This is a genomic window from Micromonospora sp. NPDC047730 (genome assembly GCF_043204765.1).
Lineage (GTDB): Bacteria > Actinomycetota > Actinomycetes > Mycobacteriales > Micromonosporaceae > Micromonospora.
In genome coordinates this window covers 22,732-47,288 of record NZ_JBIDCU010000002.1, presented here as the reverse complement: position 1 = coordinate 47,288, position 24,557 = coordinate 22,732, and the positions used below count along the sequence as shown (strand labels likewise).

Genomic DNA, 24,557 nt, shown 5'->3' with positions numbered 1-24,557 from the left:
GGTCAACGCTATGCGGCGCCGGCCACTAAGACCTTCGTAAGGTCGCCAACCAGACCGTGCCGGCAGGGTCGAGGAACAGCAGTCGGCGGCTCCGGGCTCGTACGAGGGGGAGCCCCGGAGCCGCCGCCCGACCCTGAAGGGGGAACCCATGAAACTCGCGACACGAATGATGGCCGCTCTCGGACTGGCCGCGGTGCTCGGTCCGGCGCTGGTGGTCGGCGGGCCGGCCGGACCGGTCTCCGCGGCCGAGCCGGACCGCCCCGCGCAGGCCACCACCGTCGGTGACCGGACCGAGCGGGTCCGCAAGGCCTACCGGATCGATCCGGACGGCACGGCGCGGGAGGTCACGTCGACGGCCGGGGTCGGCCCGACCGGCAGTACGTACGCCTACGTCGTCTACCCCGCCTACGAGTCGGACTGCTGGTCCGGGGAGATGTGCATCTGGACCGGGGACTACTACAGCGGCTGGGGCCTCATCATGGGCGGCAGCTACGCCTCGTGCCAGGGCTGGCGGTTCGAGAACACGGTCTTCCAGGACCACACCTGGTCGATCTGGAACCGGGTGCCCGGCGGAACGTCCTCGATCTGGGACCGGTACGCCGACGGCTCGTACCGCTACACCAAGTACGCGCGGCTGGCCACCGGGTACAAGCACGACACCCGGTTCAGTCTGATCATGGACGCTTGGACGTTCGACCCGGCCAACAACTGCCGGAGCCTCAACCTGAGGCACGTCGACTTCTGACCGACAGGGTGCGGTCGCCCCGACCCGGGCGACCGCACCCGTGTGCGGCGTGCCGGCGACGTGACCTGACCGCAGGGCTCCGTTGCGGCAACACTTGACTCCATGCTGCTCCGTGGCTGCTCGGACGTCGGCGAACTGGTCCGGATGCGCAGGGAGTGCTCGGATCCTGGGCCTCATCTCGCGGCGACTGGTGATCGATGAAAGCCGATGTAGGGCCAGATGCATGCCTCCGCTGTGCGGGCGGAAGGAAGCATCTCCGGCGCCACTCGACGACCGACGAGGATCTCCGCCCAGAACCCCGACGTGGCCGTCTGCCTCGTGTGCCGGCACAGTGGTGGAACCGCCTACAACGCGGATCAAGGTGACTGTGTCCGCGGCGAGTCCGACGACACCATCTGGTCCCTGGAGGAGTGCCGGAACGGCACCTTGCTCGGTTCGAAGGGAAGAGCTCAACCCGTAACTGCGAGGAAATCCCCGGGTACCAACGGGATCGCTACTTCACCGTGGCGGGCATGCCCGACCTGAACGTACGCCTGTGCCTGAAGCTGAATGGTTCAGGCGGCGGCTGATCCCTCAGAGCCCCGGCAAGAGCGGCACGCGGCGCCCGGGCCTACTACGACGTCCAGCGGGCCAGCGTCGGTTGCACGGCCCACCGCCGTACTGTTGCAGGGTGACCGTGCCTGCCGATCACATGTCCACCGTCTTGGCGCCGTTCGTGGTGACGCTGGAGGCATACGATCTTGGGCCGGGTCCGGTCGGCGTTCATCGCGGGCTGCCATCGTCCACGGTGTCGATCACGATTCCCCAGGAGGACTCGCTCGAGATCGGGTGGATCGGACGGCCCGGCTCGCGCCAGAAGCTACGGGCCGTGGTCGCCGGACTCCACTTGGATGCGGCCGAGCTGAGGCAAGAGCGGTGCACGCGCGGGGTGTACGTGACGCTCAGCCCACTGGGTGCCAGCACACTGCTGGGGCTTCCGGCATCGGCTCTGGCCGGGCAGGTCGCCGACCTCGCCGATGTCGTCCCGGCGATGGCCGACCTGCCGGAGCGCCTGATGGCCTGCCGATCCTGGCCAAGCCGTCGCGCACTCGTCGAGCGCTGCCTGGTCAGTGGCCTGTTTCGTCATGGCGAGCGCGCGAACCACGACGAACTGCGCGCAACGCTGGCGGTCCTGTCCGAGGCCAGCCGGGTGCAGGAGGCCGCTGAGCTACTCGGATGCTCCCGACGGCACCTGAGTAGTACGGTCCGTGCCGAGTTCGGGGTGACGCCGAAGGAGTACCAACGGCTCGTTCGCTTCGAGACTGCCCGGGGTCGGCTCGTGGCCGCCGCCAATGCCGGAAGGCTCAGTCTGGCGGCGGTGGCCGCCGCCTCGGGTTTCGCCGATCAGGCCCATCTCACCCGCGAGTGGCGGGCCATGGCCGCGTGCACCCCGATGGAGTGGCTACGCGCCGAGGGCCTGGCTCCGCGGTGTGTGCCAGCCGATGATCGGCCAACCGGCAAGGAGCGCGCGGGCGGTTGACGACCGGTGTGGCCGGATTCGTTCCCAGATGTTCAAGACTCTGCCGCCGCCCGATCCCATGATGGGGGGCATGAAGTCGCTTTCCCCTCGTCTGATCGTCTCCGATCCGGACTCTGCGTCGGCGTTCTACCAGGTTGCCCTCGGCGCCGAGGAAGTGTTCCGGGCCCCACCGGGCGACGATGGCCGACCCACCGTCGTCGATCACCGTATCGGTCGTTGGTCCTTCCGGGTCTCGCCTGCCGTCTCGTCGTGGGGGTGGCTCTCACCGGGTGATATCGGTGGATCCGCGGTCCTCCTCGAGATCGAGGTCGATGACCCGGACGGAGTAGGTGACCGCATGATCGCCCACGGCGCCGAGGTGATCGTGCCTATCGAGAACCGGCCCTACGGCAAGCGCTCGGGTCGCATCCGTGACCCGTTCGGCCATCTCTGGATCATCACAGGCGAGCTACGCTGAGGCCCGACCGGCGACCCGTTGAGCACAGGTCGTCGGCGACATGACCAACAACTGCGTGCCGGCCTCCGCCGCCGAGGCCGAGACCCACGGCCCGGCCGCCGAAGTCCTCTCCGACGCCACCGGAGCGATCAACAGCGCAAACGAGGCCGGCTTCGCCGGCGCCCGCGCGACTGACAACTGTCACCGTGGCGAGGCGTAGTCAAGTACCGATGGACGCTCAGCGAGGACCTGCCATGCCCGGCAGGTCCTCGCTGAGCCGGAAGGCTCGTACGGAAACGCGGGTCAGGCTCTTTGCTTTGTCTGTTCCGTGCGGACGTGTGGCTGCTCGGCGACTGCTCGCCCGACGAGCATCCCCTACGTTCCGCCTGATCCGGGCGGTTCCGGGAGCGTCCGGTTCGGTCCAGCGGGAATCCGGGGTTGATGATCGCTGAAGCAACCGACGGATCTCAATATCGTCCTGGTCCGCTATCGGACCTCAGGCCGGGCCAGCGCCAGCACACTCAGGCCGAACATCAAGACACCCAGGGGGAGGTGGACCGACGGGACGTGCGCGATGCCCAGCACGACCTGGACCGAGGCGAGTACGAGGAATCCTGACGCGTGCCAGACAGGTCGGGGCGAGCTGCCGCCGGGCTTCCACGCCAGCACCGCCGCGAGCACGTACAGCATCGACGCCCCGTACATCACACGGGCTCCGACGCTGTGCAGCGTCTCTCCGTAGGACGAGGTCAGCAGCAGTCCGGCGGAGACCGCCTGAAGGAAGATGGTCAGGGTTTGCAGGGCGATCGCGATCTGCAGGAACGAGGAACTGCGTTGTGCGTTCGCCGTCACCTGGGTGGCCATGTCACAGTCCCCTTTTCCGCCCTCGGGCAGTAGGTCGATAAGGTCTCACCAGTCCGACGACGCGGGCCTGCAGAAGGTAAGGCGAGGGGCGGCCGGAAGCATGGGGACTGTCGCGACCAGCGCAGATGAGATAGTCGGCGAGCGACGTCAACTGATCAATGTCGCTTACCGGTTGCTCGGTTCGGTGACCGAGGCCGAGGACGCCGTACAGGATGCCTACGCACGCTGGTACGGGCTGCCGCGAAGCCGGCAGGAGGAGATCCTGTCCCCCGGTGCCTGGCTGACGACGGTGACCAGCCGCATCTGCCTGGACCTGCTCGGCTCGGCGCGGGCCCGCCGTGAACGCTATGTCGGCGCGTGGCTGCCCGAGCCGCTGCCCGACCGCACCGAGTGGGACCACGCAGGCGGCGCCGGCCCCTCCGACGGTGCAGACCCCGCCGACCAGATCGTTCTGGACGAGTCGGTGGCCATGGCCTTCCTCGTCGTCCTGGAGTCGATGACGCCCGCCGAGCGGGTGGCGTTCGTCCTGCACGAGGTCTTCCGGTACCCGTTCGCCGAGATCGCCGAGGTTCTCGGCCGGAGCCCCGCGGCCTGCAAGCAGCTGGCGGCCTCCGCCCGGCGGCGGGTGAGCGCCGCGCGCGCTCGGGTGACGGCGACCGGCCAGGCCGACGTGGTGAGGCACGTCAAAGAGGCATGGGAGGCCAAGGACGTCGCAGCCCTCGTCGGTCTCCTCAACCCGGCTGCCGTGATGACCGCCGACGGCGGCGGCATGGTCGGCACCGTCCTGCGCCCGGTCGAGGGCGGCGCGCGCATCGCCCAGTACATGGTCGCCATTGCCGGCAAGGCTCCGGGGCTCGAACTCCTGGAGCGGTCGGTCAACGGTGTGCCGGGCCTGGTGGCCCAGCGTGCGGGCGTCGTCGTGACCGTAGCCTCGTTCGACGTCGCCGACGGGCGTGTCACCCGGATCTGGGCGGTCCGCAACCCGGAGAAGCTGCGGCCGTGGGCGCGGGAGGCTAGCTAGCCCTCGCTCTGCAGAGCGTGCGTCGGCCTCCTCCTCTAACGCCCAGATATGGGAGCCGTCGACCACGGCCCGGGAGAAGTACAGGGCGTTCGTGCTGCGGCGACGGGTGCGTGGTCGGCCATCGGGTGCACTCCTCCCTGCGGTCAGCTCACCCTGGCTGGGTGAAGCGGTCGACCAGCAGGGCCAGCCGCCGCTCGTGCTCCTCCCGCCGGAGCCGGCCGCTGCGCATCAGCGTGACCAGGCCGTGCACTCCACTCCAGAAGGTCTCGGTGAACGTCTCCAGGTCGTCGTCGCCGGCGACCGGGCGCAGGCTCTCGGCCAGCTCGGCGAAAGCCCGGGCCAGGTCCACCGGCACGTCCTGGCTGGCGAAGGGCAGGTCGACGGCGAGGTTGAACATCGCGTCGTAGAGGGCGGGCCGCCGCTCGGCGAACGCGGCGTACGCTGCGGCGACGTCGGCCACGGCCTGCCGCGGGTCGGTTACGGCGGCCCGGGCGGCGGCGAGTTCGTCGGCCAGGTCACCGAAGCCTTCCACGGCGACCGCCGCCATGATCGCGTCCTTGCCCTTGAAGTGGCTGTAGAGGACGGGCTGGCTGTACTCGATCTCGGCTGCGAGCCGACGGGTGGTGACCGCGTCCCAGCCTTCCGACTCCGCCAGCTCGCGGGCCGCTGCGACGATCGCCCGCTCCCGTTCCGCCCGCTCCCGCTCCCGGCGTGCCTGAATCGACATGACCGAAACTCTAGCATCGCTAGTCTATCTGCCGCCGCTCTGCTACCTTCGCTCGTATATCTAGCGCTGCTAGCGTTCGGAGTCGAACATGCTCGGCCCCCTCGCCTACGGGCTCGCCATCGTCCTCAGCCTCTTCGTCGTCCTCATCGGTGCCCGGTTCCTCCTGGCGCCCCTGGCCGCGGCCGCCGGCTACGGCGTCCCGGCCACAGCGGACGGCGACCCCGCCTACCTCACGATCAAGGGCCTGCGCGACCTCAGCTACGGCCTGCTCGGCCTCGCCCTGATCGCCTTCACCACCGCCGACGCGGTCGCCTGGTTCATGCTGATCGTCGCGCTCAACCCGTTGGGGGACACCGTCGTCGTGCTCCGGCACGGCGGCACGAAGGCCGCTGCCTTCGGCATCCACTTCGCCACAGCCGTGGTCGTGGTTCTCGACGCCATCCTGCTGTTCGCCCTGTAGACACCCCCGCGAAGGAGCCGTCCGATGTCCCTGATCACGCCCGAGTTCGACAGGTCCGTCGTCGTTCGCGACGCCGACGCCGAGGTGGTGGGGCGGGCCCCGACCACGATCCGGCTGCTCGCCGACAGCAGTGCCACCGGTGGCGCCCTCTCCACCCAGCGGGTCACCCTGACCGACGGCGCGGACGGCGCCCGGCCGCACCACCACGCCAACTCGGCCGAGCTGTTCTACCTGCTGGACGGCACCGCGCAACTGCTCTCCGGCGAGCAGGTCGTCACCGCCGATCGCGGCGACCTGGTGATCGTGCCGTCTGGCGTGGCGCACGCGTTCGCCGCCGCCCCGGGCGAGAACGCCGACATCCTCATTGTCATCACCCCCGGCGTCGAACGGTTCGAGTACTTCTGGCACCTGGAGCGGATCGCCTACGGCAAGGTGCCGCCGGAGAGCCTGCTGGAGGTGCAGGAGTTGTACGACTCGTACTTTCGGGGCAGCCCAGCCTGGGATGCCGCCCGTCGTTGACCGGCGACCGGACTCGCGACTGTCGACTCTGGTCGCCGGTCCGGCCAGCCGACGGCCGTATCGGCGGGGCGCGGTGCAGTCATGCCGAAGGTGCGCAGGCCTGGCCCAGCGGCAGCCTTGACATCCGGGAAGGGGCGACCGCATGTCGCGGTCGCGCCCCTACCGACTCAGTCCCGCGTCTCGTCGACGTCGCAGACCTTCCAGTCGCCGTCCTCTTTGAGGAGGGTCATGGTGATGTTGCCGGTCCTGATCTTGTCGTCGTCGGTTCCGGTGTACTCCGCGGTCACGGTTGCCGAGTTCTCGCGCTCCTTGCTGGATGTGATCTCCCAGTCCAGCAGGCCTTCGTCGTCATCCCACTCGTCGCCGTCGATCCGTTTCTGCTCACTGGCGCAGATCACCGCCCGTAGGTCATCGAGGCTTCTGTCCTGGACGGCGGAGAGGTACTTCTCCGCCACGTCCTCGGCGTCGTCCTTGAACGCGACCCGGTAACCGAAAATGCCGAAGCCGCAGCAGAGCACGAGCAGCAACGCACCCGCCCCGGCGATCAGCCCATTCCTTGTGTTCTTCAAGATGATTATCGATCCATTGAGAGGTACGGCATCGCCGGGAGCAGCCCGGCGATGCCAGGCTAATGAGTAGGCCGGGCGACGCCAGGCCTGATGAGGTGTCCGCCTGCGGCCATGACCGCATTCGGACAGGCCGGGCCAGCGCTCGTGGCGACCACGCGTCCCCATCCTCTGCTCAGCACGGTGGCGAACCCGCCGAGCTTGCCTCGTGGCGGCTGGCGGGTTCGCCATCGGCGGCTCAGGAGTGGAACGGCTCGGGTCCCGGTGCCGGCTGGGGTGTGTCGTCGAGCCAGCCGAGGCGTACTGCCCGCACACCGAGCTCGAACCGGCTGCTCGCGCCGACCCGGTCGGTCAGGTCGGCGATCATCCGCCGGACGGTGCGGGCGGACACGCTGAACTGCCGGGCGATGCTCTCGTCCTTGGCGCCCATCGCGAGCAGTTGGAGCAGTTGCCGCTGCTGCCGGGTCAGCTCGCCCGGCGGTTGGGCGGCCTGCAGTTCGATCGGCACCGCGGACAGCCAGTGCCGGCCGAACAGGTCGGCGGCGGCCGCCACGAGGCCCGGGTGGGACACCCGGATGACGCCCCGCTGGTTGTCCGCCGGGTCGATGCCAATCACCACGTACCGGTCATCGACGACGAACGTCCAGACCGGCAGGGTCGGCGTGGTTCGAACCTCCACGCCATTGTCATGAACCCGCCGGGCGCCGGCGGCCAGCCGCGGATCGTTCACGATGCTGTCCAGCAGGATCAGCTGTACCCGGATCCCACGCGCACTGGCGAACTCCGCCAGCCGGTACGCCGGGTCGTAGTCGGTGCTGGTCTCCAGCCCTGGCGGCCCTCCGGCGGCAGCCAGGCACTGGATGCTCGTCGTTGCCTTCGCCGCGATCTCCTCCACGCACAGCCAGGCGGCGTCCCGGTCGTCGAGCAGCTCGACGTCGTGCAGTAGCGCGGGACTGGCCCGGAAGCTGGCCGACATCTCCGCGACGGCTGCCCGGGTCAGCTCCACCGCCCGCGTCTGGCGAGCGAGCCGTGCCTCGGCGTACGACAGCAGCGACGCGAACCCGACGGCCGGGTTCACCGGCCGGATCTGCTCGGCGTGGGGCCGCCGGAGCAGTCCGATTTCCATAAGACGCTGCACCGCCGTGTCGACCTTCGCCGCCGGCTGGTCCACGGCGGCGCGGAGCTGTTCCAGACTCCACACGGGGCGCCGAAGGGCAGCCCGATAGACCAGCTCGCACGTTTCGTCCACGCCGAGCTCCGCAAGCATCAACGCTTCTCCCTCTCCCGCCAAGCCGTGCTGGGGGAAGAGGTTAGTAGTGCCTTGTGAGGTTGGGACGAGTTGGTGGCAGAGGGGGCGGAAATGAGCACCCTGCCGGGGCCACCATATTTATGAGCCACACCAGCCCGCGATCATGACGCTACGGCTGCGGCGGGCGGTGAGGACCAGGTTGGCAGTGCCATGGCGTAGGTCGTGCTGTCGTACTGGGGGCAACCCGTGCGGTCGGCGAGTTTGTGGGATCGGCACCCAGCGCGATCAGCACTTCATGGCGGCGAGCAGCCCGAGATCCGGATCGAGCGCGCCGGCCTGGCCCAGCGAGAGGAAGTCTGCCTCGACCGCCGCCCGCTCGAGCGCCCCCGCCCGTACCGCGTGGTAGCGCACGACGGACCAGAGGAAGACGTCGAGACTGTCGAAGCGTGTGTTGCCCTCGACGACCTCCTCCTCGTGGAACCAGAGGGCGACCTGCCCGTCGGCGAGCACCACGTAGAGGTTGCCTCCGCCGTCGGCGCCGATCGCGTAGACGTCGTCGTCGGTGAGTTCGGTCTGGTAGTCGGCGTCCAGGATCCCACAGCCGTTCGCAGCGAAGTCGAATCCGTAGGACCAGTCGTACACGTCCAGGAATTGCGGCATGCGCCCCGACCGCACCCGCCGGTCGAACGCCGCCAGCGCAGCCGCGCCCGTCGGCGGCAGGCGGTCGAGCATCGGCGTCACCGGCCGGGTCTCCTCGGGAACCGTGACCGGTGAACGGTCGGAGAACCACCGTGCGAGGTCGGCGTCGAGGTCGTGCTCGACGTAGCCGGAAAGGTCGGCAAGACTGAGCGTCATCGGCGAAGGCTAACCGCGACCTCCGACGGCGACGACAGCACCAAAGGCTACGCCCGGCAGGCCCACTACCGGCAGAGCCTTGCAAGCAACCGTTAAGCCCGCTCGCCTGGCCGGCGGCTTCACCCTCGGCGCGGTCGATGTCGGTTTCGACCGCCCGGCGGTGAGGAGGGGTTCTTGGCCGCAAATCAACCGGTTGTGGGCGACAATCAGAGGGTGGACCGGGTGGTGGCGGTGCTTACCGGGTTACCGCCGGTCCTCGTCCTGGCCCTGGTGTTCGTGTTGCCGGCCCTGGAGTCCTCGACCCTGCTCGGGCTGGTCGTACCGGGCGAGACGGCGATCCTGATCGGGGGGCTCGTGGCGCACACCGGTGAGCTGCCGCTGTGGGCGGTGGTCATCGCCGGGACGGCTGGGGCGTGCCTGGGTGACCAGGTCGGCTACGCGCTGGGCCGACGGTACGGCCCGGGGATGCTCGCCCGAGCCTCCGGGTCGGCGCACCGGCGCGCCGACATCCGGCTTGCCCGCCGCCTGATCGCCCGGCGCGGTGCGTGGGCGGTGATGGTGGGCCGGTGGGTGGCGGTCCTGCGGGCCGTGGTGCCGATGGTCGCTGGCGCCGGCGGGATGCCGTGGCCGCCGTTCCTGCGGGCGAACCTGGCCGGCGGGCTGGTGTGGGCGACGACCGTGGCGCTGCTCGGCTACCTGGGCGCGGCCTCCTACCATCGCCTGGAGCGTGAGCTGGGGATCGGCGAGTGGGCCCTGCTGGCCGTGATCGCCGCCGGCGTGGTGCTGCACTTGTGGTGGCGGCACCGCCAGGTCCGGCAGGGTCGGGCCGACCGCTGACCGGTGCGCCAACTGTCCACGGGGGCGCCCACGGCCGGGCTGTCTGGGCAGCGGGCCACCGACCTGCTGCGTGACCACGGAGCCAACCGGATCGAGGTGAGCGGCAGGCGGGGATGGCCGCTGCCGCTGTGGCCGCCGTGCCAGCCAGCCGGGGGTCCGACTACTCGCCGGCCTGCCCGTCGATGCTTTCGCGCAGCAGGTCCAGGTGGCCGCAGTGACGCGCGGTCTCCTGGATCATGTGCGCGAGCGCGTGCCGCAGCGTGAAGGAAACGTCGGCGGCCCGGGCGCGGTCGTCGAGCGCCGCGCCCGCTACGACTGCGGAGGACCGCGCGCACTCAGCCAGGTACGCCTCGACGATCTCAGCCAGCGAGTCCTCGGGGGCGAGAGCGAACGCACCGGGCTCGTCGTCGGTCCACGGCGGGGGCAGCTCGTGACCCGGCGAAGTCGATGCTGAACCAGTACCGTTCCACCCCGGTCAGGTGCTTGACCAGCCCAGCGGGGGTGAGTCCGGACGCGAGCACCGGCCGACCGAACGCCTGCTCGTCGGTGAGCCCGGCGACCTTGTTCACGACCGAGGCACGCAGGAAGTCAAGCAGGCCGGACAGGATCTCGCGCTCGCCTCCGTCCTCTGGAGGGCGGATGCGGACCACGGGTGCGACGGATACATCGGTCATCGGGGCACCGTAGTGTCGGACACCGACACTTTCGGGCGTCGGGACATCCAGGCCCCTTCGACAGTCGCCGTCGCGCACCGGCGTAGCTGAGGGGGCTTCGTCCATCTGGAGCGGCGACACGCCGCAAGCCACCAAATCCCTGCTTATCCGTCGATGCGGCACGATACCTCCCCCTGTCGGCACTCATCGGGCTGCCGCAGCGGTTCGGTCGCGCATTATGCGCTACCCGGGATTCCTGCGCCACCCCGGCCCGCCAGCGCCACTGCCGGGTGGGTGACATTCCCATGCCATCGTCAGGCGTCAGTGACAGAGTGATTACCTGCAAATCGGGTGCGGCCTGCGAATTTGCGTATCAATCGCGCCCGTCCTGACGCTCGGTGATGCCGAAAAGCGCCCTGTGATCCAGATCACTGATCATCCTGAGTGTTCGGGTCGACTTGGTCAACTACAGTCGGGAATCGCAAATCCGGTTTCTGATGAGCTGTTGTCCGGCATGGCGTCGGACGGAAATCATTGGGGGGATTGCCGAATGCCTGTGTTCCCACGGGGGGAAGCGGCTTTTTTGTCAAGCACTCGGAATGGGCAGTCAAATCCACCATCGCTCGACGAACAATCAAGAGCGGTAATCAAGGCATGCATCGCCGAACTCGTTGCGCTGCTCGGCGAGGACGGGTCCACGGGCGGGTCCGCACCGGGCGGCACGCTCGCCGGCGGCCCGACCCACCTGCCGCTCACCGACCTCCAGCAGGCGTATCTCATCGGTGAGCAGGGGGTGGCGGGCCATGCCTCGCCGGCTCTCTACATCCAGGAGTACGCGTTCCCCGCCGCCACGCCGCCCGACCCGGAGCGTTTCGCCGATGCCCTCGCCCGGCTGCGACAGGTGCGTCCCGTGCTCCGTACGCGCGTGATGCCGGAGGCCACGCAGCATTTCGCCCCAACAGTGGACGACCGGCCGGAATTGCTCGTGGACGTGCGGGATCTGTCGGCCTGTCGCATCGACGAGATGCCCGAGAAACTGGAGCGACTGCGCCGCGAAATAGTGTCGGACATGCCGCCGCACGATGCGGGTCGACCCTTCCTTTTCCGATTCGTCCGACTGCCCGACGGCGGGACCCATCTGCAGGTCGCGCTACGACTGACGGTGTTCGACGGAGCCACGATCCAGTTGTTCTTCGCCGAGCTGGCCCGTTGTTACGCCGATCCCTCCCATCGGCCCGCGCCGGAGGCGGAGAGTTTCGCGGATTACCTCGTCGAGCAGGAACGCCGCAGGTCGCTGCCGGCCCGCCGGACGGCCGAGCGGTACTGGCGGTCCCGACTGGACAGCCTGCCGCCCGCCCCCGATCTGCCGCGCGCCCTGGACACGCAGGCCGCCGAGCGCGACCGGGACGTGCCGCTGCACCGCGTCGCGCACCAACTCGACGTGGACGACTGGAAGCGGTTCCGACACCACGCCGCCGAGCAGGGGGTGTCGGCCGGCCTGGCGCTCTTCGCCCTCTACGTCGAGTGTCTGCTGCGCTGGTCCGGTGGTCAGCCCGGCACGGTGTCGGTGCTGTCCTCGGACCGGGTGACCGGCGCGCCGGGCCGGGAACGGATGTGGGGCAACGCCGCCAGCACGCTGCTGGTGACGTACGACGACGTGCCCGGCTCCTTCGTCGATCAGTGCCAGGCGCTGCAGAAGCAGTTGTACGACGACCTCGACGCGGGCGAGTTCTCCGGGGTCGCGGTCGGTCGGGAGCTCAACCGGCGCGACGGCAGTGTCGGCAACCCCGTGCCGGTGGTGTTCAGCAGCGGCCTCGACCTGGTGCCCGGCATCTCCGACGGCTTCCGGCTCGCGTTGCCGGCCGCCACGCTGGCGCACAGCGCCATCGCCACCCCCGAGGTCCTCCTCGACCACCAGGTCTTCGAGTTCGACGGCGCGCTGGTGTGCAACTTCGACCACGACCGGTCGTCGTACCCGCCGGGCCTCGTCGACGACCTCGCCGAATACCACCGGCACCGGTTGCGGCAGCTCGCCGCGAACGCCGACGCGTGGACCGGGACGGGCCGGCAGCCGCTGCCCGATCGGCAGCTCGCCGACCGCCGGCGGGCGAACCGCACCGAGGCGCCCGGCCTGGCGGGCGAGCTGCACGAGGCGGCCCTGGACCAGATGCGCTGCCGGCCGTACGCCGTCGCGGTCGTCGACGCCGAGCGGAGCCTGACCTACGGCGAGCTCGACCGCCTGTCGGCGGCGCTGGCGGTCCGGCTGCGGGAGGCGGGCGTCGGCGCGGACCCGGGGCGCACCGACCTGGTCGCCGTGCGGGTGCCCAAGTCGTGGCAGCAGCCGGTCGCCGTGCTGGGCGTCCTGCGGGCGGGCGGCGCGTACCTGCCGGTCGGTCCGACCTGGCCCGAGGCGCGGGTCGGCGAGGTGCTGCGGCAGAGCGGCGCGACCGCGGTCGTCGCCGTCGACGCCGCGCCGCTCGACGGGCTGCCCGACCTGCCCGTCGTCGCGGTGCCGACGGACGGCGGCACCGGCCCCGACGGCCTGGGCGGCGACCTGCGACGCACCGCCTACGTCATCTACACCTCCGGCTCCACCGGCGCCCCGAAGGGCGTGGTGATCTCCCACGGCGCGGCGACCAACACCCTGCGGGACCTGACGCGGCGGCTGGCCCTGACGTCGGCCGACCGGGTGCTCGCGGTGTCCTCGCTCGCGTTCGACCTGTCGGTCTTCGACATCTTCGCCGTCCTGGGCGCCGGGGGCACGGTGGTCGTGCCCGACCACAGCGACGTGCCCGACCCGGAGCGGTGGGGGGAGCTGTGCCGCCAGCACGGCATCACGCTCTGGAACTCGGTGCCCGCCCTGTTCTCCGTCACGCTGGAATACCTGGCCGGCCGGGCGCCGGAGATGCTCCGGGCGCTGCGGCTCGTCATGCTCAGCGGCGACTGGGTGCCGCTGCCGCTGCTCGACCGGATCGCGGAGGCGTGCCCCACGGCGCGGGTGATGGCCGCCGGCGGGGCGACCGAGGCGTCCATCTGGTCCAACTACTTCTGGACGGAGGACCTGACGCCGGGCTGGTCGAGCGTCCCGTACGGCCATCCGCTGGCCAACCAGACCATGCACGTGCTGGACCGGCAGCTCGCCGACGCGCCGGCGTGGGTGCCCGGAGACCTCTACATCGGCGGGGTCGGGGTGGCCGACGGCTACCGGAACGCACCCGAGCTGACCCGGGCGTCCTTCTCCGCCGACCCGGTGACCGGCGAGCGGCGGTACCGCACCGGGGACCGGGCGCGGTACTGGCCCGGCGGCATCCTGGAGTTCCTGGGCCGCCAGGACGACCAGGTGAAGGTGGGCGGGCACCGCATCGAGCTCGGCGAGATCGAGATCCGGCTGTCCGACCATCCCGACGTGCGCAAGGCGGTCGCGGTGGTGGCCGCCGGGCGGGGCGAGTCGTATCTGGCGGCGTTCGTCATCCCGGCACCGGGTTGCGCCGCTCCGGACCCGGCCGCGCTGCGGGCGCACCTCGCCGCCGAACTGCCGTCGTACATGGTGCCCGCCGTCGTCACCGTGGTCGACACGGTGCCGCTGACGGCGAACGGCAAGGTCGACCGCAAGGCACTGGTCGCGCGGCTCGCCGCCGGTCCCGTCGTACGCGGAACGGACCAGGCGGTCGTCGCGCCGCGCACGGCGGACGAGACCCGGCTGCTCAGCCTGTGGCAGGAACTGCTCGGTCCGGACGTACGCGGGGTCACGGACGACTTCTTCGCCCTCGGCGGCAACTCCCTGCTCGCGGTCCGGTTGTTCCACCGGATCAGGGCGAGCTTCGGCCGGACCCTGCCCCTGGCGTCGCTGATGCGCAGCCGCACGGTCGCCGACCAGGCGGGCCTGCTGCGGGCCGAGCAGCACCCGCACGGCGGTACGCCGCTGGTGCGCATCAAGGACGGCGACCACGCCCGCACCCTGGTGCTGGTCCACCCGGTGGGCGGCGACGTGCTCTGCTACGAGCCGCTGGTCGAGGCGCTCGACCGGCACGCGATCACGGCCGGGGCCACCGTGTACGGGCTGCGGGCCGCCGGCCTGCAACCCGGCGAGGAGCCGCCGGTCGACATGACGGAGCTGGCCGGCCGGTACGGCGACGCCCTCTGCGATGTGCTGCCGGAGGGCGCGAACGTGCACCTCGTCGGCTGGTCGATGGGCGGCACCGTGTCGGCGCGCGTCGCCGGGCTGGTGGCGGAGCAGGGGCGGCGGGTCCGCTCGGTCACCGCGATCGACTCGTTCACGGGCCGGCCGGAGGCCGCGGCCGTGAGCCTCCGACAGCGGCTCGCCGGCTTCTTCACCGACCTGGCGCAGGGCGAGGACGTCAGCGGCCACCTGCCCGCGGAGGTGCCCGCCGGCGAACTGCCGGCGGCCCTGTGCGCCCTGCAGGACGCGCTGGTCCGGGCCGGTCTGCTCGCCGCGCCGCTCGACGCCGACGACCTGGGCCGGCTGTTCGGCGTCTACCGCCGCAACTCCGAGATCCTGGAGGGACACCGGCCGGGCACGCCGCACGAGCGACTCCTGCTGCTGCGGGCGCGGGAAACCCGGCGGGACGCCTTCCCCGGCCTGGTACCGCTCGACGAGATCCTGCCGGGTGCCGCCGACCCGCACCTGGTCGACGGGACCCACTACTCGGTCATGCGCCCCGGTCGGGTCGCCGAGGTCGCCGCCCTCGTCGCGGCGCACATCGCCGCAGCGGAGGAGCCCCGGCCCGACGAACCCGACGCCGAGCCGTACTACCTGCGCGGAAAGCTCTGGTGCTGACCCGGCCCGGCCCGGCCCTCCGACGACAGCCCGGCGGCGTGTCTCACCGGAACACCGACGAGGCAGGCGAGGCACCCGGACACAGGGCGGCCGGACACCACCTGGCCGATCTTGACCAACTGTTCAGCTCACGAAGCGAAGGGACCACGCGATGACCAGGACCGACAGCAAACCCGAGATCTGGAACTCCGGCACGTTCGACGTGATGCGGCGCAAGCTCATCCCCTCCTTCGACCTCATCTACGCCAGCGCGGTGCACGCGGTCGTCGAGACCGTCCCGGAGACGGCCCGCGTCCTCGACCTCGGCGCCGGCACCGGACTGCTCGGCGGCGCCGTCCTGGAGCAGCTCCCGCAGGCCGAGTTGACCCTGGTCGACCACTCGGACGCGATGCTCGCCAAGGCGCGGGAGCGGTTCGCCGGCAACCCCCGCGTCACGGTGCTGGTGTGCGACATGAAGGACCCGCTGCCGGCCGGCCCCTTCGACGCGGTCGTCTCCGGCCTGGCGATCCACCACCTCACCCACGAGGACAAGCAGGACCTCTTCCAGCGCATCCGCGAGGTGCTCACCCCCCAGGGCGTCTTCGTCAACGTCGAGCAGCTGGCCGGTCCCAACCCGCAGGTCGAGGCGATGTACGACTTCCAGCACGAGGCGCACGTGCAGCGCGCGGAGTGCCCGCCCGACGAGTGGGCCGCCGGCCGCGAGCGGATGAAGCTCGACATCTGCGCCACGCTGGAGGACCAGCTGGAGTGGCTGCGCAAGGCCGGGTTCGGGCAGGTCGACTGCCTGGCCAAGGACTGGCGCTTCGGCACCTACGCGGCGTGGGTGGCGGCATGACCGCGGTGCTCTGCCAGGCGGTGGCCGACGTCGCGGCGCGCCGCCCGGACCACGTGGCCGTCGTCGACGTCGACGGCAGCCAGATCCGCTACCGGGAGCTGGTCACGCTCGGCGAGCGGCTCGCCGCCGGGTTGTACGCCAGGGGGGTCCGGGCCGGCGACACGGTCGCCTTCGCCCTGCCCAACAGCGTCCGCTACGTCGCGCTGATCATGGCCGTCGCCCGGGTCGGCGCCCGGTACGTGCCGCTGATGCGCAACTTCACCGCCGCCGACACGGAACAGGCCGTCGGGCAGGCACGACCGGTGCTCCTGGTCGCCGGACGGGAGCACCACGTCGCCCCGGGGACGGTGCCGGTCGTGTCGCTGGACGACCTCGACGTCGACGCGCCGCCGGCGCCCGACGAGCCGTACGCCGGCCTGTTCCGCCAGCTGTGGACCTCCGGCTCCACCGGCTTTCCGAAGATGATGGTGTGGCGGCAGGACAAGTTCGTCGCCGAGCGGCGGCGCTGGCTCGCCGACACCGGCATCGTGGCCGACGACGTCTTCTACTGCCGGCACCCGTTGGACGTTGCGCACGCCACCGACCTGCACGTCTTCGCCGCCCTGCTCAGCGGCGCCCGGCTGGTGCTGGCCGATCCGGACGACTCGCCGCAGGCGTACCTCGACCGGTTGCAGCGGGAGCGGGCGACGGTGATGAGCGCGCTGCCCGCGCACTACGAGATGCTCGTGCGGGCCGGCGCCGACGCACAGGTGGACCTGTCGAGGTTGCGTCGCCCACTCTGCGGCGGCGCCTACCTCAGCCCGGACGTGGTGCGCGCCGCCGCGGACACGCTGGGCGTCCACATCCGGCAGATCTACGGTTCGACCGAGTTCGGCCTCGCCCTCGGCAACATGGCCGACGAGTTGCAGACGAGCGGGGCCATGCCGCCCGTACGCGGCGTCGGCGCCCGGCTCGCGCCCCTGGTGGACGGGCACGCGGGCATCGGCGAGCTGGTGCTGCGTTCCGACTGCACCAGCGAGGGTTACCTCTTCGCCGACGCGGCGAACGCGCGCACGTTCCGGGACGGGGAGTTCTGGACGGGCGACGTGGCGCAGGAGATCGGCGACGGCGCGTTCCGGATCATCGGCCGGGTCTCGGAGGTGCTGTCCACGCCGGGCGGACCGGTGCTGGCCCCCGTGCTGGACGCCGAGTGTCGCGCGGCCAGTCCCGGCACGCAGGTGGTGAGCCTGCCGCTCGATCCGGGTGAGCTGACCGACCGGGTGCTCGTCGCGGTCCGCCCCGGCCACGGCGTCGACGCCGAGGACGCCGTCCGGCAGGTCACCGCCGTCCTGGACGGGCACCGGCTGGCGGCGACGGTGCGCCTCGTGGACGAGATCCCGCACACGCCGGTCGGCAAGATCGACAAGCCGGCCCTGCGTCGCCAGTTCGCCCTGGTGAGCCGATGATGCGCGCCGAGATCCACGGCGCCGGGCCGACCCTCGTCCTCGTCCCGGGCCTCGCCGCCAGCCGACACTTCTTCGACACCACCGTGGCGGACCTCGGCCGCGACCACCGGGTGGTGACCGTCGACCTGCCGGGGCACGGCGACGCGCCCGCCCCGGCGCAGCCGCCCACCCTGTCCGACTGCGCCGCCGCGCTGCACGAGGTCGTCGATGGCCTCGGCTCCGACGACGTGACGCTGCTGGGCTGGTCACTGGGCGCGACCGTCGCCTGGACCTACCTGGAGACCTTCGGCACCCGGCGGGTCCGCCGGTTGATCAGCGTGGAGCAGACGCCGTGGCTGCTCGCCGACGACGGCTGGCCGTACGCGGCGTTCGGCTCTCTCGACCGGGCCGGGGCCACGGCGCTGCTCGGCGACGTGCGCGGCGACTGCGGGGCGTTCGCCGAGAACCTGGTCCGCGGCTCCTTCGCCGTCGACGGCCCCGCCCCGGACGCGGCGCTCGTCGCGGACCTCGTCCGGCAGGCCCGTGGCGCAGACGCCGGCGCGGTCGCCGGCCTGCTGTCCGATGTGCTCACACAGGACTGGCGGGACCGGGTGAGCGCCCTGCGGCTGCCCACCCTGCTCATCCACGGCCGCCGCAGCGCGGTCTACCCGCCGGAGGTCGGCGACTGGCTGGCCAAGGCCATGCCGGACGCCCGCGTGGAGTTCCTCGACCACTCCGGCCACCTGTGTTTCCTCGAGGAGCCCGAGGCGTTCGGCGCCGCTGTCCGCGGTTTCCTGACCAGTGAGGAGAAGCAATCATGACGCCCGCCCCCACCCAGCTGGCCCGCCGGCTCTGCTGGATCTACCCCGACCGCGGCACCGTGCGCCAGCGGGCGGCGGAGGCAGCCGCCATCTGGACGACCTACACGGAGATCGCCAAGGACTGCGGCCTCGCCATGTCCCTGCACAAGGCGGAGGCGCTGGCGGTCGAGGCGGTCGGCGACGAGCCTCGGGTGTTCCTCGACGGCGAGCGGATCACCCCGGAGGACACCATCCTGGTCACCTCGCTGTGGTCGCTGCCGCACCAGGTGCAGGAGGTCTGCAACCAGCTGTTCGCGTACTCGATCGTCGAGCAGGCGGGCTTCTACCTGCCCATTCATCCGCGCATGTCGTACATCACGACGGACAAGATGGCCACGATGCTCTACCTGCGGGACTGCCCCGTCCCGCGGGTGCCCACCGTGCGCATCGGCACCGGCCGCGACTCGATCAGCCGGCACTACGAGCCGGTGCTGGAGAAGCTCGACTTCCCCATGCTGGTCAAGCCCGCGTACTGGGGCATGGGCCAGGGCGTCTGCCTCGCCAACAACGAGCACGAGCTGCGCGGGCTGATCGGCCTCGCCGGCGGCGCCGACACGGCCGTGGTCGTCCAGCCCTATCTCGGCACCGGTGTCAACGACTTCCGGGTGTACGTCATCGACGGCAAGGCACACACCGTGCTGCGCCGGATCCCGCAGGGGGAATCGCTGACCGCGAACCTGGTCAACGGGGGACGGCTGGAGTACCCGCCGCTGCCGGAGGAACTGGAGAGCTCGATCGACTACATCGCCGAGAAGCTCCAGATGCCGTACTTCGCGGCCGACTTCCTCTGGGACGGCAACCAGTTCTGGCTGTCCGAGGTGGAACCGGACGGCGCGGTCGGGTACGCCACCACAGAGGAGATCGCCAAAATCCAGCGACCGGTGATCGAGTCGCGGTTCCGCGCGTACATCGCGGCGCACGCCGCGTGGATCGCCCGCGAGGGAGACGCGGCATGACCGCGACGATCGGGAACCTGCCCTGGGCGGACGTGCTGGCCCAGGCGCGCGGCCTGGACGGGCGTGGCGGCGCACCGGTGCCGCCGGACGCCGCCGCCCTGTCCGACCTGGCGGTGAGCGGCCCGGCGGAGATCGTGGCGGTGACCCGGGAGCTGGCCCGGGAGACGGGCAGCGCGCTGATGTCCAGCGGCGGCACCACCGGCAAGCCGAAGCTCACCTACGTGCCGTACCACCAAGCGGTGGATCGGGTGCTGCGGGAGTGGCGGCCGCTGCGGCCCGACAACGTGCTGCTCAACCTCTTCAACCCGGGCCGGCTGTGGGCGTCGCACTACTACATCCACGCCCTCGCCGAGCGGTCGCGCTGCACGGTGCTGCCGTCCGGCGCCTACGCGCCCGAGGACGTGGGCAACTGGGTCCCGATGTTCCGGGAGATCGGCCTCGACGCGCTCACCGGCACCCCGAGCGCGCTCGCCGACTTCGCCGAGGGCCTGATCGCGGCGAACGAGACGCTGCCGATCCGCACCATCATCTGGCTGGCCGAGCCGTGGACCGACGCCAAGCACCGGGTCGTCCAGAAGGCGTTCCCGGAGGCGGAGTACTGGGCCAACTACGGCTCGGTGGAGACGTACATCATCGCCACCAACACCCCCGCGTGCGACCTGCAGACCCTGCACGTCATGCCCGACCAGATGCTCGAGTTGGAGGAGGAGGGCGCGCTGCTGACCCGGCGTGGCACGGGCTGGACGATGCCGGCGGTGCGTTACCGTCTCGGTGACCGGCTGGCGTCCGCCGAGTGCCGATGCGGCCGTCCCGACGGCCTGCGGGTCCTGGGACGGGCGGACGACGCGGTGAGCCTGCGCAGTGCCCTGTTCAGCGTCGGTGAGGTGGTGTCGTCCGCGCGCACCCTGCCCGGCGTCGAGGAGGCCCAGCTCGTCCTGACCCGCGACACCGAGTCGCCGAGGGCCGCCACCGCGCTGACGCTGGAGTATTCCGGGGGCGCCGACGCCGAGGACGTACTGGCTCACCTGACCGCCCAGTTCTACCACCTGGCAGCGGTGCACCGGCAGGTTCCGGGGGCGATCACCGCCCGCCGGGTCGACAAGGTGAGTCGCGTCGAGCGCACCAACAAGGTGCCGCCCGCAATCTGGAGGCAGTGAGTGACGTCCGAAGCCCTGCAGCAGGAGGCCGCCGCCCGTGGGGGATGGCGGGAGAATCCGTGGGTCAGTCTCGTGGTGCTGGCCCTCGGGTTCTTCCTGACGATGCTCGACGTGTCCATCGTCAACATCGCCATCCCCGACATCCGCGCGGACTTCGGCGCCTCGCTGCCGACGGTGTTGTGGTCGGTCAACGCGTACGTGCTGGTGGTGGCCGTACTGCTGATCACCGCCGGCCGGCTCGGTGACCTCTTCGGTCCGCGTCGGCTGTTCGTCGTGGGCATCGCCGTCTTCACGGTGTTCAGCCTGCTCTGCGGGCTGGCCCAGAGCCCGGGCCAGCTGATCGCGGCCCGGGCCGTGCAGGGCCTCGGCGCGGCGCTCCTGCTGCCGCAGACGATGGCCATGATCGTGAGCCTGTTCCCGCCCACCCGGCGGGGCCTGGCCATGGGCATCTGGGGTGCGGTCGGCGGCGTGGCGGCCGTCGCGGGCCCGTCCGTCGGCGGCCTGCTGGTCACCACCCTCGACTGGCGGTGGATCTTCCTGGTCAACGTGCCGATCGGGGTCGCGGCGGTGGTCCTGGCCCTCGTCGCCGTGCCGGACCTGCGCTTCGACCGCCGGCACCGGCTCGACGTCGGCGGCATCGTGCTGGCCTCCGCCGCCCTGTTCTGCCTGGCCTTCCCGCTCATGGAGGGAGAGCGGTTCGACTGGGCACCGTGGACGCTGGTCATGATCGCGGCGGCGGTCGTCCTCGGGCTGGCGTTCGTCTGGCACGAGCGCGGTCGCCAGGACCGGGAGCCCCTGGTGCCGTTCGTGCTCCTCGGCATCCGCTCGTACTCGACGATGGTCGTCGTGGCCGCGGCGGTCTCCTTCGGGATCATCGGCTTCATGCTGCTGATGACCCTGTTCTTCCAGTCGGTGCTGGGCTTCTCCGCCCTGGCCGCGGGCCTGGCGCTGGCACCCCCGGCGCTGATCTCCACCCTGCTCGCGCCGTTCGCCGGGAAGATCACCGACCGGCTCGACGGCCGGGTGGTCCTGCTCGGCGGGTTGCTGTTCACCGTCGCCGGCATGGGCTGGGCCGCCGGGGTGATGCGGCTCGACGCGGCCTGGCTGACCTTCCTCGGCCCGATGGTGGTGATCGGGCTGGGCAACGGGCTGCTGATCGCGCCGATGGCCGCGGTGGCGATGCGCGAGGTGCAGCCGGCCCTGGCCGGTGCCGCGTCGGGACTGCTGAACACCGTCCGCCAGCTCGGGCCGGTCGCGGCGGTCACGCTGGTGGGCCTGCTGCTGGCGCAGCGGTTGTCGGCGTGGGCGGACGGCGCCGCGCCGGTGGACCGGTATGCGGAGGCGTTGCGGCTGGGCATGGTGCTGCCGGTGGCGGCGGTCCTCGTCGGCGTCCTCGCCTGCCTGCCCGGCGCGCTGCGCACGATCCGTGGGACCGGCACCGCAGGAGGAGGATCGGCATGAAGGTGGGCTTCTGGTTCGACCCGCTCTGCCCCTGGGCGTGGATCTCGTCGCAGTGGCTGGTGCAGGTGCAGCAGGTCCGCGGGATCGAGCCCTGCTGGGACCTGATGAGCCAGGCGATCCTCTACGAGAACCAGGACCTGACGCCGGAGCAGCGGGACACGGTCCGGCAGATGATCAAGCCGCTCCGGGTGCTGGCCGCCGCCGAGCAGCGCTACGACGGCGAGGCCGTGCCGCTGCTGTACGCGGCGCTGGGCGTGCGGTTCCACGACCGGGGCCTGCGCCATCGCCTGGACGTGCTGCCGGAGACGGTGGGCGACGCGCTGCGGGCCGCCGGCCTCGACCCCGCGCTGGCGGCGGCGATGGAGAGCACCGAGTTCGACGGGCGGATCCGCCAGTCGCACGAGGAGGCGGTCAGCCGGGTGGGGCCCGACGCGGGAACCCCGGTCATCGAGGTGGACGGGCCGGCCGGGCGCGTCGCGTTCTTCGGTCCGGTGGTGTCGCCCGCCCCGCGCGGCGAGGCCGCCGGCCGCCTCTGGGACGGGCTGGTCCTGATCGCCGGCACGCCCGGCTTCTCCGAGCTGAAGCGCTCCCGCACCCAGGGGCCGATCTTCGACTGACCCCTTTTCGCTGAACCGAAGACCTTTTCGCTAGGACGGGGGAGGCTCCATGGCAAAGGCGACTTTTCCGGTAGGACAGGTGAGGCAGCGGGCGAGCCGGCTGCCGTACCGGCGGTACGCGCCCGCGCCCGCCGTGGATCTGGCCGACCGGTCCTGGCCGGCGAGGCGGATCACCACGGCACCGCGCTGGTTGTCGACCGACCTGCGGGACGGCAACCAGGCGCTGCCGCACCCGATGGACGTCGACCGCAAGCTCCGGTTGTTCCGGCTCCTCGTCGCCATGGGCTACAAGGAGATCGAGGTCGGGTTCCCGGCCGCCAGCCGGACCGAGTTCGAGTTCACCCGCAGGATCATCGAGAACGGCGAGATCCCGGACGACGTCCTCATCCAGGCGATCGTGCCGGCGCGCGAGGAGCTGATCCGGCGCACGTTCGACGCGCTCGCCGGCGCGCCGCAGGCCATCGTGCACCTGTACAACTCGACGTCGCCGACGCAGCGTCGGGTCGTCTTCCGGGCGGACCGCGGGGGCGTGCTGCGCCTGGCGGTCGACCACGCACGCCTGTGCCGGGAACTCGCCGACGCGCACCCCGGCCGGATCGGGTTCGAGTATTCTCCCGAGTCCTTCTCACAGACCGAGCTGGACTTCGCGCTGGACATCTGCGCGCGGGTCACGGACGTCTGGGACCCGGCGGACGACCGGGAGATCATCATCAACCTGCCGGCGACCGTCGAGTGCGCCGGGCCGCACGTCTTCGCCGACCAGGTGGAGTGGATGAGCCGCAACCTGCCCCGGCGGGAGCACGTCTGCCTGTCGCTGCACCCGCACAACGACCGCGGGACCGGGGTCGCCGCCGCCGAGCTGGGCCTGCTGGCCGGCGGCCAGCGGATCGAGGGCTGCCTGTTCGGCAACGGCGAGCGCACCGGCAACGTCTGCCTGGTGGTGCTCGGCCTCAACCTGATGAGCCAGGGCGTCGACCCGCAGATCGACCTGTCCGACATCGACGCCGTCCGGCACGAGGTCGAGCAGTGCACGGGGATGCGGGTGCCGGAGCGCTACCCGTACGCCGGCGACCTCGTCCACACCTCGTTCTCCGGGTCCCACCAGGACGCCATCAGCAAGGGCCTGCGGGCGTTGTCCGAGGACGCGGCGGGCCGGGGCGTGGCGTTGTCGCAACACCGGTGGGACGTGCCGTACCTGCCCATCGATCCCAAGGACATCGGGCGCTCGTACGAGGCGATCATCAGGTTGAACAGCCAGTCCGGCAAGGGCGGCGTGGAATACCTGCTGCGGTCCTGCCACGGGCTGACCCTGCCGCGCAGCCTCCAGATCGAGGTGTCCGGGCTGAGCCAGGCGGTGTCCGACGACGAGGGCAGAGAGGTGACCGCGGAGGAACTCTGGGCGGTCTTCCGCGCCGAGTTCCTGCCGGCCGCCCTCGACGTGCAACTCGTGTCGTGCGAGCTGTCGGCGGGCGCGCCGGGGCCGGGCGCGGTCAAGGTGGAGCTCGCCGTGTACGGCGGGCCGCTCGTCGTCGGCGGCGACGCCGGCCACGGGTTGCTGCCGAGCATCGCGCGGGCCCTCGCCCAGTCCGGCCCCGCACCGGTCGTCCTCGACCACGTCGAGCAGGCGTTCACCCTCGACGAGGAGCCCGGCACGCTGGCGTACGTGCGGTGCCGGGTGGACGGTCGGGCGGTCTGGGGGTGCGGCTTCGACCCGGACCCGACGGCCGCCTCGCTGCGCGGTCTGTGCGTGGCGCTGCACCGGGCCGGCTGGCGCCCGTCCGCCGTCCTGCCCTCGGCGCAGCCGTCGCAGGGGTGAGTCCACGCCGCCGGGCCTCGGCCGACGGCCAGCCGGAAGTTCCAGCCGAGGTGGGCCGGTAGGTGTCGTTTCCGACAGATCCGGCCGGTTGTTGAACCTCGCCATAGCGGCGCGACCGGGCCGACCATTAGGCTCATTTGCTGAGTGGGGCCGCCAGACATCGCCTTCACTCGATGCCGAGT

At 71.2% G+C, this 24,557-nt stretch carries 22 protein-coding genes and 1 pseudogene; 17 read left to right on the top strand and 6 right to left on the bottom strand.

Annotation, left to right across the window (positions count from 1 at the left end; genetic code table 11):
• Nucleotides 1–148 precede the first annotated feature (148 nt).
• From ACGF5G_RS05635 to ACGF5G_RS05620, 4 genes are all read left to right on the top strand, one after another.
• Nucleotides 149–745: a peptidase inhibitor family I36 protein gene (locus tag ACGF5G_RS05635; RefSeq protein WP_393259311.1), complete on the top strand. Its 597-nt coding sequence runs from the start codon at nt 149–151 to the stop codon at nt 743–745.
• A 670-nt stretch (nt 746–1,415) separates the two neighbouring features.
• Nucleotides 1,416–2,264: a helix-turn-helix domain-containing protein gene (locus tag ACGF5G_RS05630; protein WP_393259309.1), complete on the top strand. Its 849-nt coding sequence runs from the start codon at nt 1,416–1,418 to the stop codon at nt 2,262–2,264.
• Nucleotides 2,265–2,292: 28 nt separating this feature from the next.
• Nucleotides 2,293–2,721 (top strand): VOC family protein, encoded by a 429-nt coding sequence (locus ACGF5G_RS05625; RefSeq protein WP_393259307.1) that lies wholly within the window; start codon nt 2,293–2,295, stop codon nt 2,719–2,721.
• A 40-nt stretch (nt 2,722–2,761) separates the two neighbouring features.
• The gene (locus ACGF5G_RS05620; protein WP_393259306.1) at nt 2,762–2,920 is read left to right on the top strand and encodes a hypothetical protein; all 159 of its coding nucleotides are present in this window, start codon (nt 2,762–2,764) and stop codon (nt 2,918–2,920) included.
• Between the two features lie 266 nt (nt 2,921–3,186).
• Here ACGF5G_RS05620 and ACGF5G_RS05615 read toward each other — a convergent pair whose 3' ends face one another.
• On the bottom strand, nt 3,187–3,564 hold the full coding sequence (locus ACGF5G_RS05615) for a hypothetical protein (protein WP_393259304.1): 378 nt from the start codon (nt 3,562–3,564) through the stop codon (nt 3,187–3,189).
• Here ACGF5G_RS05615 and sigJ point away from each other — a divergent pair.
• Nucleotides 3,563–4,585, top strand: coding sequence for an RNA polymerase sigma factor SigJ (gene sigJ / locus ACGF5G_RS05610; protein ID WP_393259302.1), 1,023 nt, complete (start codon nt 3,563–3,565; stop codon nt 4,583–4,585). The genes ACGF5G_RS05615 and sigJ overlap by 2 nt on opposite strands.
• A gap of 148 nt (nt 4,586–4,733) precedes the next feature.
• Here sigJ and ACGF5G_RS05605 read toward each other — a convergent pair whose 3' ends face one another.
• Complete coding sequence (locus ACGF5G_RS05605) at nt 4,734–5,312, bottom strand: TetR/AcrR family transcriptional regulator (protein ID WP_393259300.1); 579 nt, start codon at nt 5,310–5,312, stop codon at nt 4,734–4,736.
• Between the two features lie 88 nt (nt 5,313–5,400).
• On the opposite strand from ACGF5G_RS05605, the gene ACGF5G_RS05600 reads away from it, so the two are divergent.
• On the top strand, nt 5,401–5,772 hold the full coding sequence (locus ACGF5G_RS05600; protein WP_393259298.1) for a DUF4267 domain-containing protein: 372 nt from the start codon (nt 5,401–5,403) through the stop codon (nt 5,770–5,772).
• Between the two features lie 24 nt (nt 5,773–5,796).
• Nucleotides 5,797–6,291, top strand: a complete 495-nt coding sequence (locus ACGF5G_RS05595; protein WP_393259296.1) for a cupin domain-containing protein — start codon at nt 5,797–5,799, stop codon at nt 6,289–6,291.
• Nucleotides 6,292–6,458: 167 nt separating this feature from the next.
• Here the strand turns inward: ACGF5G_RS05595 and ACGF5G_RS05590 are convergent, their stop codons facing one another.
• The 3 genes from ACGF5G_RS05590 to ACGF5G_RS05580 all read right to left on the bottom strand — a co-directional run bounded on the left by ACGF5G_RS05590 (nt 6,459) and on the right by ACGF5G_RS05580 (nt 8,961).
• Complete coding sequence (locus tag ACGF5G_RS05590; RefSeq protein WP_393259294.1) at nt 6,459–6,818, bottom strand: hypothetical protein; 360 nt, start codon at nt 6,816–6,818, stop codon at nt 6,459–6,461.
• 277 nt (nt 6,819–7,095) lie between these two features.
• Nucleotides 7,096–8,124, bottom strand: coding sequence for a LuxR C-terminal-related transcriptional regulator (locus ACGF5G_RS05585; RefSeq protein WP_393259292.1), 1,029 nt, complete (start codon nt 8,122–8,124; stop codon nt 7,096–7,098).
• A gap of 267 nt (nt 8,125–8,391) precedes the next feature.
• Complete coding sequence (locus tag ACGF5G_RS05580; RefSeq protein ID WP_393259290.1) at nt 8,392–8,961, bottom strand: hypothetical protein; 570 nt, start codon at nt 8,959–8,961, stop codon at nt 8,392–8,394.
• 213 nt (nt 8,962–9,174) lie between these two features.
• Between ACGF5G_RS05580 and ACGF5G_RS05575 the strand changes: the two genes are divergently transcribed.
• Nucleotides 9,175–9,798: a DedA family protein gene (locus ACGF5G_RS05575; RefSeq protein ID WP_393259288.1), complete on the top strand. Its 624-nt coding sequence runs from the start codon at nt 9,175–9,177 to the stop codon at nt 9,796–9,798.
• 160 nt (nt 9,799–9,958) lie between these two features.
• Here the strand turns inward: ACGF5G_RS05575 and ACGF5G_RS05570 are convergent.
• Nucleotides 9,959–10,472, bottom strand: a pseudogene (locus ACGF5G_RS05570) (DinB family protein).
• 562 nt (nt 10,473–11,034) lie between these two features.
• Here ACGF5G_RS05570 and ACGF5G_RS05565 point away from each other — a divergent pair.
• The 9 genes from ACGF5G_RS05565 to ACGF5G_RS05525 all read left to right on the top strand — a co-directional run bounded on the left by ACGF5G_RS05565 (nt 11,035) and on the right by ACGF5G_RS05525 (nt 24,375).
• Entirely contained in the window at nt 11,035–15,249 is a 4,215-nt protein-coding gene (locus ACGF5G_RS05565) for an amino acid adenylation domain-containing protein (protein ID WP_393259286.1), read from the top strand.
• A 151-nt stretch (nt 15,250–15,400) separates the two neighbouring features.
• Nucleotides 15,401–16,084, top strand: a complete 684-nt coding sequence (locus ACGF5G_RS05560) for a class I SAM-dependent methyltransferase (protein WP_357702258.1) — start codon at nt 15,401–15,403, stop codon at nt 16,082–16,084.
• Nucleotides 16,081–17,529, top strand: coding sequence for a class I adenylate-forming enzyme family protein (locus ACGF5G_RS05555; protein WP_393259284.1), 1,449 nt, complete (start codon nt 16,081–16,083; stop codon nt 17,527–17,529). Before ACGF5G_RS05560 ends, ACGF5G_RS05555 begins: the two co-directional genes overlap by 4 nt.
• A complete protein-coding gene (locus ACGF5G_RS05550; protein WP_393259282.1) occupies nt 17,526–18,329 on the top strand; it encodes an alpha/beta fold hydrolase in 804 nt (267 codons plus the stop codon). Before ACGF5G_RS05555 ends, ACGF5G_RS05550 begins: the two co-directional genes overlap by 4 nt.
• Nucleotides 18,326–19,324, top strand: a complete 999-nt coding sequence (locus tag ACGF5G_RS05545; RefSeq protein WP_393259280.1) for a RimK family alpha-L-glutamate ligase — start codon at nt 18,326–18,328, stop codon at nt 19,322–19,324. The genes ACGF5G_RS05550 and ACGF5G_RS05545 overlap by 4 nt, the downstream gene beginning before the upstream one ends.
• Nucleotides 19,321–20,481, top strand: a complete 1,161-nt coding sequence (locus ACGF5G_RS05540; RefSeq protein ID WP_393259278.1) for an AMP-binding protein — start codon at nt 19,321–19,323, stop codon at nt 20,479–20,481. Before ACGF5G_RS05545 ends, ACGF5G_RS05540 begins: the two co-directional genes overlap by 4 nt.
• On the top strand, nt 20,482–21,942 hold the full coding sequence (locus tag ACGF5G_RS05535; protein WP_393259276.1) for an MFS transporter: 1,461 nt from the start codon (nt 20,482–20,484) through the stop codon (nt 21,940–21,942).
• Nucleotides 21,939–22,559 carry a disulfide bond formation protein DsbA gene (locus tag ACGF5G_RS05530; RefSeq protein ID WP_393259274.1) on the top strand — a complete coding sequence of 207 codons (621 nt, stop codon included), beginning with the start codon at nt 21,939–21,941 and terminating at the stop codon, nt 22,557–22,559. Before ACGF5G_RS05535 ends, ACGF5G_RS05530 begins: the two co-directional genes overlap by 4 nt.
• 49 nt (nt 22,560–22,608) lie before the next feature.
• Nucleotides 22,609–24,375, top strand: a complete 1,767-nt coding sequence (locus ACGF5G_RS05525) for a 2-isopropylmalate synthase (RefSeq protein ID WP_393259272.1) — start codon at nt 22,609–22,611, stop codon at nt 24,373–24,375.
• Nucleotides 24,376–24,557: the final 182 nt, after the last annotated feature.